This window comes from uncultured Aliivibrio sp. (assembly GCF_946479765.1).
GTDB lineage: Bacteria > Pseudomonadota > Gammaproteobacteria > Enterobacterales > Vibrionaceae > Aliivibrio.
In genome coordinates, this window is sequence record NZ_CAMLHO010000040.1 from 19904 (window position 1) to 27689 (window position 7786).

The following is a 7786-nucleotide window of genomic DNA, read 5'->3' on the forward strand; positions in this document are numbered from 1 at the left end:
TCTATTATAGACTTGGAATACATAAAGGAATACATGAAATGATGGAAGTAACTGGACGTTATTGGACGCTAAAATGATGTAATCTAACGTAAGTTGTTGATTTTTGGTTTATTTAGATACAAAAAAAGACGCCCGAGGACGTCTTTAAATGTGTGTTTGGTGGAGCTGGGGGGATTTGAACCCCCGTCCGAGAACCGTTCACCGTTGGCGCTACATGTTTAGTCGATCTTTAATTTCACCGTAAAACTGCGAACCGACACGCTATCTTATGGCTAACCTGAATTATAATTCAAACTTCATCTCTCAGGTGGGAGAATCCATTCTAGTTCGTTTGGGTTTGATCCCCTGTTATTCCCCGTCTTACAAACGGAAGCTAGGGCAGGAGAGCACCGAGTAGGTTATTAAGCTGCTAGTGCGTAGTTTTCGTCGTTTGCGACTATTTTTTTGCGGCTTTTTACGTGGCCAACCGCCCCACGACATGCTCCTAGGGTTTCAAAATTCCCGTCGAATCCTGAATCAGCCCCAAAGATTTGGTACTTGATAATACTAACAGAAAAACAGCGTCTGTCTAGCTAGTATCTGCTTAACTGGTTGAAATTAACGCAAACTACCTTTCATAATTCGTGCTTTATCTCTATTCCAGTCTTTTTCTTTTGAATCTGTACGTTTATCGTGCAGCTTTTTACCTTTAGCAACGCCGACTTTGATCTTCGCCCAAGAGCGAACCCAATACATTGTTGTTGCAACAAGGGTCATACCTTCACGGTTTACACGACCGATAAGGTTATCAATTTCTTTACGGCTCATTAGAAGTTTACGAACACGAGTTGGATTCGCTACAACGTGAGTCGATGCTGCTTGCAATGGAGTTATGTTCATACCGCTAATGAAAATTTCGCCATCGCGAACGTAAACATAGCTTTCCGCGATATTAACTTTACCAGAACGAAGAGATTTAACTTCCCAGCCTTGGAGTTCAACCCCTGCTTCGATTTCATCTTCAATGAAATATTCGTGGCGGGCTTGCTTGTTCATAGCAATGGTATTACTGCCCGCTTTATCTTTTGATTTTTTCTTTGCCATAATGCCCACATTATACTGTTAGAGAAGTGGTTTGACTATCTATACTCAAGCTAATTCAAGATGGTATGATGCCTACCTCTATAAAGTAAAGGATAATTTATGCCTCAGGTTAGCCGATCTGCATTAGTGTCGTTTAGCGCAAAGCAGATGTACGATTTAGTCAATGATGTCGCATCATACTCTCAATTTCTACCTGGATGCTCTGGCTCAAAGATTATTGAGCAAACAGAAGGCTCAATGGTAGCTTCAGTCGATGTAGCAAAAGCGGGTATAAAGAAAACATTTACGACTAAAAATACCCTGATTGACTCTGAAGTCATTGGCATGAATTTAGTCGATGGACCTTTTAAGTCCTTGACTGGCGGTTGGTACTTTACAGCACTAGATGAATCCGCTTGTAAAGTAGAATTAAAATTAGAGTTTGAATTTACAAATGCGTTAGTTGCAATGGCTTTTGGAAAGGTATTTCAAGAGTTAACTAATAATATGGTGAATTCATTTACTCAAAGAGCGAAGCAGGTTTATGTCAATGATTAATGCGATGATACATGTTGAAGTGGTGTATGCCTTACCGACAGAGCAGGTTGTTTTTAAGCTTGCAGTTAAAGCAGAGCAAACTGTAGAAGAGATCATTCGACAATCAGGGGTATTAGAGCGCTACTCCGAAATAGATTTGAAAGTGAATAAAGTGGGTGTATTTAGCCGTAATATAAAATTAGAGGCGACGGTCAAAGATAAAGATCGTATTGAAATTTATCGTCCTTTGTTGGCTGACCCAAAAGAAATTCGTCGAAAAAGAGCAGAGCAAGCTAAAAAAGAAGCCAGAAAGAAATAGATTTTTTGCTTTGTATAGCGAATAAAAAAAACCGGAGAATCGTTTAACGATCTCCGGTTTTTTGTATTTGGACTCTTCTTTAAAAGATAATTACTGGAATTGGTATTAGATCTTTTCGAAGAAACTGTCACTCATAGGGAAATCACCATCAATACTGGTGAGATTTCCATTATTGTCAAAATTTGCGATCATATTTTTCTGAATCGCTTTTTGATGCCCATGAGTAAAATGATAAATATAATACCAAGTATTTGGGTAACCAGATTCAACCAGCATTGGAGAACCCATAACAAACTGTACTTGTTGTTTCGTCATTCCAAATCGCAGTTTATCGACGGCTTCCTGTTCGACGTAGTTACCTTGGGCGATATCGATTCGATATACCAATGGTTCTAATAGCGAGCAACCACCCAGAAGTCCAACAGCAAGGGGTAGAGCAATGATCCATTTTTTGAATTGCATAGTTCGTACAGCTTAGCCTTTAAAATAATGAATAGATGATAAACAAGCTGACCTAATAAGTAAAAAGGTTAAGCGTGTTCTAATGTGTTTTGACCCTAATTTTTGAATCAAGTTGCATTCTATTAATGATTTTAAATAATTGAGTGAATAAAAAAGCCAATATCCTTGAGTTGATATTGGCTTAATTCAGTTAGTAAATGCAAATATTAATCACTATGCAGCGCTTAATAGCTCTTTGGCATTAGCTAGTGTGTGGTCTGTGATTTTTGTACCGCCTAACAAACGGGCTAACTCTTCAATGCGCTCTTCTGTACTTAATGCTCGCATTTGAGTTTCTGTTTTGCCTGAATTTGTGTGCTTAGCGACAAATAATTGATTATGTCCACAGCCAGCGACTTGAGGTAAGTGGGTAACACAAAGTACCTGGGTTGATTCACCAAGCGTTCGCAGCATTTTACCTACGACAGCAGCGGTTGGTCCGCTAATACCTACATCCACTTCATCAAAAATTAAACTTGGCGTATCGACTTTTTGAGCGGTGATAACTTGAATCGCTAAAGAGATACGAGACAACTCCCCTCCCGATGCTACTTTTGCTATTGGGTGTAAAGGCTGACCTGGGTTAGTTGAGACCTTAAAGCATAAGGTATCGATTCCAAGTGGTGAAATTTTGGTAATGCTATCACTTTCAATCTGAATATCAAATACGGCTTTTTCCATGCTTAACGTTTGCATGCTCTCAGTGATTTTATTGTTTAGCTCTTTGGCATAGCGTTGGCGGCTTTTGGTGAGTTTATGCGCAGCCTCTAAGAAGTGTTGTTTTAATTCTTCAACTTCTTGTTCTCGTTGTTCACGTTTTTCATCGGAACAATCAAGACGTTCATATTCTGCTAATAATTGTTGATGGCGTTCATACAATTCATCAGCAAGTACGTGGTGTTTTTTAGCCATAGACATTACGCGGCTAAAACGTTCTTCTACGAAGGCAATTTGTGCGGGGTCAACATCAATACAATCTAAATAGTTTTTCAGTTCATGATTCGCTTCTTCAACTTGGATCATCGCTTCTTTGATCATCTCAGATAAAGGAGATAGTAGAGGATCTAATTGGCCAAGTTGTTGAAGGTGGTTGTTTGCATGCTGAAGCAGTTGCAATGCGTTAACGTCGTCACTTTCATAAAGTATAGAAACGGCTTGCTGACAATGTTCAACTAAATCACCAGAGTTAGAAAGGCGAGTATGGTCTTCTTCTAGCTGTGAAAATTCGCCTTCACCTAGCGCTAGCTCATTCAGCTCTTTGATTTGATATTCGATAAGTTGTTTTTGAGCTTCATTTTGCAGACTGTTCTTGATGAGTTGCTTTAAGGAGTTATCAGCCTGACGCCACGCTTGATAGCGACTGCGTGTTTTATTTAATAAAGAAACGTGCCCAGCATACTGATCTAACATATTCAGTTGATAATCCGGTTTCATTAACTCATGGTGAGCATGCTGTCCGTGAATATTGATCAGTAAATGACCTAGTGTTTTTAGTTGCGTAGCAGGAACAGGGCTACCATTGATAAAGCCACGAGATCGGCCTTCTTTGGTGATTACGCGGCGTAAAATACACTCATTGCCATCATAGAGTTCATTGTCTTCTAACCATCGTTTAGCATTAAGGTTATTTTCTAATGTGAAGAGTACGGTGATCTCCGCTTTTTCTTCACCTTGGCGAACCATGGAAGCTTCAGCGCGATCACCTAAACATAAACCAAGGGCGTCAATTGCAATTGATTTACCTGCACCAGTCTCACCGGTAATGGTGGTCATGCCTTTGGTTAAATCCAGCTCTAATGATTTTACAATTGCGAAATGAGTAATTTTGATATGTGCCAACATAAGCCATTCTCTATGAAATTTAAACACTAAAAACACTGTATATAGGCACAGTATATACTGTTTGTTTATACAGTAAAGTTTAAATTAACTTTTTGTGAGTGGCTTATCTATATCTGTATTAGAAACTAAAATAGTTTACTTGACCAACCAAGCTTATTTCTAAGTACATGATAGTAGCTATAATCTTTAGGGTGAATAAGCTTTAACTTGCTTGGGCTTTGGAAAATATGAACTTCATCTCCCGGGCTGACAGGTAAAGATACTTGCCCATCACAGCTTACTTCTAATGAACTACGGTTTTCTGGTGAGATAAACAGTTTTATATGACGTTTACCTTCAACAACTAAAGGTCTACTTGACAGTGTATGTGGGAACATAGGCACTATCGAGATGGCATTTAGATTTGGTGATAGGATTGGACCGCCACCAGAAAGAGAGTAGGCAGTTGATCCTGTTGGTGTTGAAATGATCAGTCCATCAGAACGTTGAGAGAACGCAAAGCTGTCATCAATATAGACTTCAAACTCAATCATGTGAGCAACTTGACCGGGATGAAGCACGACTTCATTAAAGGCGGTATTATGGCTTTTTATTTGCCCATGACGATGAACTTCCGCTTCTAATAAAAAGCGCTCTTCTTTAATGAAATCGCCATTTAATACAGCTTGTAATGGCTCTTCAAAATCATCAGGGTCAAGATCGGTTAAAAAGCCAAGATTACCTCTGTTAACGCCAATCACGGAGATATCAAAACGTGATAAAACACGAGCAGCGCCCAGCATATTGCCATCACCACCGACGACAATCGCTAGATCGGCTTTTTCGCCTAATTCTAATAGGTGATTAAAGCTCTCATCAGGAATATCAGGCAAGGCTTCACGTAAACGATCATCGACTAAGACCGGATAATTTAGTCCAGTAAGCCAATGATAGAGTGCCAAATGTGTTTTTACGGCACTTGGGTCTCTTGGTTTACCAATGATTGCGATAACGTTAAAAGCTGTTTTCATATCCATCATCCGTCAGAAATGGGCAACAAATGTTACAATTCACACTATTATGCTTGAATCGCTTTATTTAGTCCCCATAATAATGACAAAGATTTAATTTGCTTATAGAGCGATGCCTTGGTTTGTATTAAGATCGTTTTATATAGCTAATCATTAGCATTCTGGAGAAGTAATAATGAACAAAGAAGAAAACAAAGTTAACGAAGAAACAGTAGTAGAAGAGCATATTGAAGCGGTAGGTACAGAAGCTGATGTTGAGTGGAATGAATCTGCAGAAGATAATCAAGAAGCTAAAATTGCAGAGCTAGAAGCTGCATTGCTTGCAACTCAAGCTCAACTTAAAGATCAACAAGATGCCGTTTTACGAGCTAAAGCAGAAGAGCAAAATGTTCGTCGTCGTGCTGAAGGTGATATTGATAAAGCGCGTAAATATGCATTGAAAAAATTTGCAGGTGAATTACTTCCTGTTATCGATAACCTAGAGCGTGCGCTTGAAAATGGCGATAAAGAAAACGAAGCAGCAAAAGTGTTACTTGAAGGCGTTGAATTAACACTGCAAACGTTTATTTCAACGGTTGAAAAGTTTGGTTTAACGGTTATCAATCCGGTTGGTGAAGCTTTTAACCCAGAACTTCATCAAGCGATTGGTATGCAAGCAAGCCCAGATCATGAGTCGAACACAGTAATGATTGTGATGCAAAAAGGCTACTCATTGAATGAGCAAGTACTTCGCCCTGCAATGGTTATGGTCGCTCAGTAATTACTTTGTAAAATATTCTGAATAAAGCCTGACATGATTGTTAGGCTTTTTTTTGTTCAGATGAAAATAAAATTGATTTTTTTTTATTGTTTCCCTTGAATTGTCATTTCACGCCCTTATTAATTAGTCATAGAATGAATTATGGGATTCAGTCCCAACCTTTACTCAAGTTGTTTTGAGTAAATTTACATAGATAAATTGGAGATAACCTGATGGGTAAGATCATTGGTATTGACTTAGGTACTACTAACTCTTGTGTTGCTGTTTTAGATGGCGATACGCCACGTATTTTAGAGAATGCAGAGGGTGAACGCACAACTGCGTCGGTAGTTGCATACACTGATGGCGAAACTCTTGTAGGTCAGCCAGCGAAGCGTCAAGCAATTACTAACCCACAAAATACATTATTTGCGATTAAGCGTCTTATCGGTCGTCGTTTTGAAGACGAAGAAGTTCAACGTGATATCGAAATCATGCCGTACAAAATCGTTAAAGCTGATAACGGTGATGCTTGGGTTGAAGCGCGAGGCCAAAAAATGGCGGCTCCTCAAGTGTCTGCTGAAATTCTGAAGAAAATGAAGAAAACAGCTGAAGATTTCCTAGGCGAAGAAGTCACTGGCGCAGTTGTTACTGTACCTGCTTACTTTAACGATGCTCAACGTCAAGCAACTAAAGATGCGGGTCGTATTGCTGGTCTTGATGTTAAACGTATCATCAATGAACCAACAGCAGCAGCATTAGCTTACGGTCTAGACAAAAAAGGCGGCGATCGCACTATCGCAGTATACGACCTTGGTGGTGGTACATTCGATATTTCTATCATTGAAATCGACAACGTTGATGGCGAGCAAACTTTCGAAGTGCTTGCAACAAACGGCGATACTCACCTAGGTGGTGAAGATTTCGATAACCGTATGATCAATTTCTTAGTTGACGAGTTCAAAAAAGAACAAGGTATCAACCTTAAAACTGATCCACTTGCTATGCAACGTGTTAAAGAAGCAGCAGAAAAAGCGAAGATTGAATTGTCTTCAGCTCAACAAACTGACGTAAACCTTCCTTACGTTACTGCTGATGCAACTGGTCCTAAGCACATGAACGTTAAAGTGACTCGTGCAAAACTAGAATCTCTAGTAGAAGACTTAGTAATTCGTACGCTTGAACCACTAAAAGTGGCTCTAGCAGATGCTGATTTATCAGTAGACGAAATTACTGACGTTATCCTAGTTGGTGGCCAAACGCGTATGCCTATGGTTCAAGCTAAAGTTGCTGAGTTCTTCGGTAAAGAAGCGCGCCGTGACGTAAACCCTGATGAAGCAGTAGCAATGGGTGCTGCAGTTCAAGGTGGCGTATTGTCTGGTGACGTTAAAGATGTACTTCTTCTAGATGTAACTCCTCTGTCTTTCGGTATCGAAACGATGGGTGGTGTAATGACTAAACTAATCGAGAAGAACACGACAATCCCAACTAAAGCGGATCAAACGTTCTCAACTGCTGAAGACAACCAAAGTGCGGTAACAATCCACGTACTTCAAGGTGAACGTAAGCAAGCGACATACAACAAATCTCTAGGCCAATTTAACCTAGAAGGTATTCAAGCAGCACCACGTGGCATGCCACAAATCGAAGTAACTTTCGATCTAGATGCTGATGGTATCCTAAACGTATCAGCAAAAGATAAAACAACAGGTAAAGAGCAGAAGATCACTATCAAAGCATCTGGTGGCTTAACTCCTGAAGAAATCGAAGCAATGG

General features: G+C 39.7%; 8 protein-coding genes and 1 other RNA gene. 4 read left to right on the forward strand and 5 right to left on the reverse strand.

Features of this window, described 5'->3' with window-relative positions:
* Positions 1 to 157: 157 nt before the first annotated feature.
* Positions 158 to 524, reverse strand: a transfer-messenger RNA (tmRNA) gene (gene ssrA / locus Q1K78_RS13690).
* A gap of 73 nt (positions 525 to 597) precedes the next feature.
* Complete coding sequence (gene smpB, locus Q1K78_RS13695; RefSeq protein WP_300179854.1) at positions 598 to 1083, reverse strand: SsrA-binding protein SmpB; 486 nt, start codon at positions 1081 to 1083, stop codon at positions 598 to 600.
* A gap of 99 nt (positions 1084 to 1182) precedes the next feature.
* Here smpB and Q1K78_RS13700 point away from each other — a divergent pair, with 99 nt between their 5' ends.
* A complete protein-coding gene (locus tag Q1K78_RS13700; RefSeq protein ID WP_300179857.1) occupies positions 1183 to 1620 on the forward strand; it encodes an SRPBCC family protein in 438 nt (145 codons plus the stop codon).
* Positions 1607 to 1918, forward strand: coding sequence for an RnfH family protein (locus Q1K78_RS13705; RefSeq protein WP_300179860.1), 312 nt, complete (start codon positions 1607 to 1609; stop codon positions 1916 to 1918). The genes Q1K78_RS13700 and Q1K78_RS13705 overlap by 14 nt, the downstream gene beginning before the upstream one ends.
* 105 nt (positions 1919 to 2023) lie before the next feature.
* Here Q1K78_RS13705 and bamE read toward each other — a convergent pair whose 3' ends face one another.
* The 3 genes from bamE to nadK form a co-directional block, all read right to left on the reverse strand.
* Positions 2024 to 2380 carry an outer membrane protein assembly factor BamE gene (gene bamE, locus Q1K78_RS13710; RefSeq protein ID WP_300179863.1) on the reverse strand — a complete coding sequence of 119 codons (357 nt, stop codon included), beginning with the start codon at positions 2378 to 2380 and terminating at the stop codon, positions 2024 to 2026.
* Positions 2381 to 2593: 213 nt separating this feature from the next.
* A complete protein-coding gene (gene recN / locus Q1K78_RS13715) occupies positions 2594 to 4261 on the reverse strand; it encodes a DNA repair protein RecN (RefSeq protein ID WP_300179865.1) in 1668 nt (555 codons plus the stop codon).
* A gap of 125 nt (positions 4262 to 4386) precedes the next feature.
* Complete coding sequence (gene nadK / locus Q1K78_RS13720) at positions 4387 to 5271, reverse strand: NAD(+) kinase (RefSeq protein ID WP_300179868.1); 885 nt, start codon at positions 5269 to 5271, stop codon at positions 4387 to 4389.
* 175 nt (positions 5272 to 5446) lie between these two features.
* Between nadK and grpE the strand changes: the two genes are divergently transcribed.
* Positions 5447 to 6031 (forward strand): nucleotide exchange factor GrpE, encoded by a 585-nt coding sequence (grpE, locus tag Q1K78_RS13725; protein ID WP_300179871.1) that lies wholly within the window; start codon positions 5447 to 5449, stop codon positions 6029 to 6031.
* A 212-nt stretch (positions 6032 to 6243) separates the two neighbouring features.
* Positions 6244 to 7786 (forward strand): molecular chaperone DnaK (gene dnaK / locus Q1K78_RS13730; protein WP_300179874.1); only part of this gene is annotated, 1543 nt, incomplete at its 3' end.

What these genes read in the sequence shown, in the direction of transcription:
- recN (WP_300179865.1), bottom strand. Translation starts at nt 4,261, where the DNA reads ATGTTGGCACATATCAAAATTACTCATTTCGCAATTGTAAAATCATTA.
- Q1K78_RS13705 (WP_300179860.1), top strand. Translation starts at nt 1,607, where the DNA reads ATGTCAATGATTAATGCGATGATACATGTTGAAGTGGTGTATGCCTTA.
- bamE (WP_300179863.1), bottom strand. Translation starts at nt 2,380, where the DNA reads ATGCAATTCAAAAAATGGATCATTGCTCTACCCCTTGCTGTTGGACTT.
- smpB (WP_300179854.1), bottom strand. Translation starts at nt 1,083, where the DNA reads ATGGCAAAGAAAAAATCAAAAGATAAAGCGGGCAGTAATACCATTGCT.
- nadK (WP_300179868.1), bottom strand. Translation starts at nt 5,271, where the DNA reads ATGAAAACAGCTTTTAACGTTATCGCAATCATTGGTAAACCAAGAGAC.
- Q1K78_RS13700 (WP_300179857.1), top strand. Translation starts at nt 1,183, where the DNA reads ATGCCTCAGGTTAGCCGATCTGCATTAGTGTCGTTTAGCGCAAAGCAG.
- grpE (WP_300179871.1), top strand. Translation starts at nt 5,447, where the DNA reads ATGAACAAAGAAGAAAACAAAGTTAACGAAGAAACAGTAGTAGAAGAG.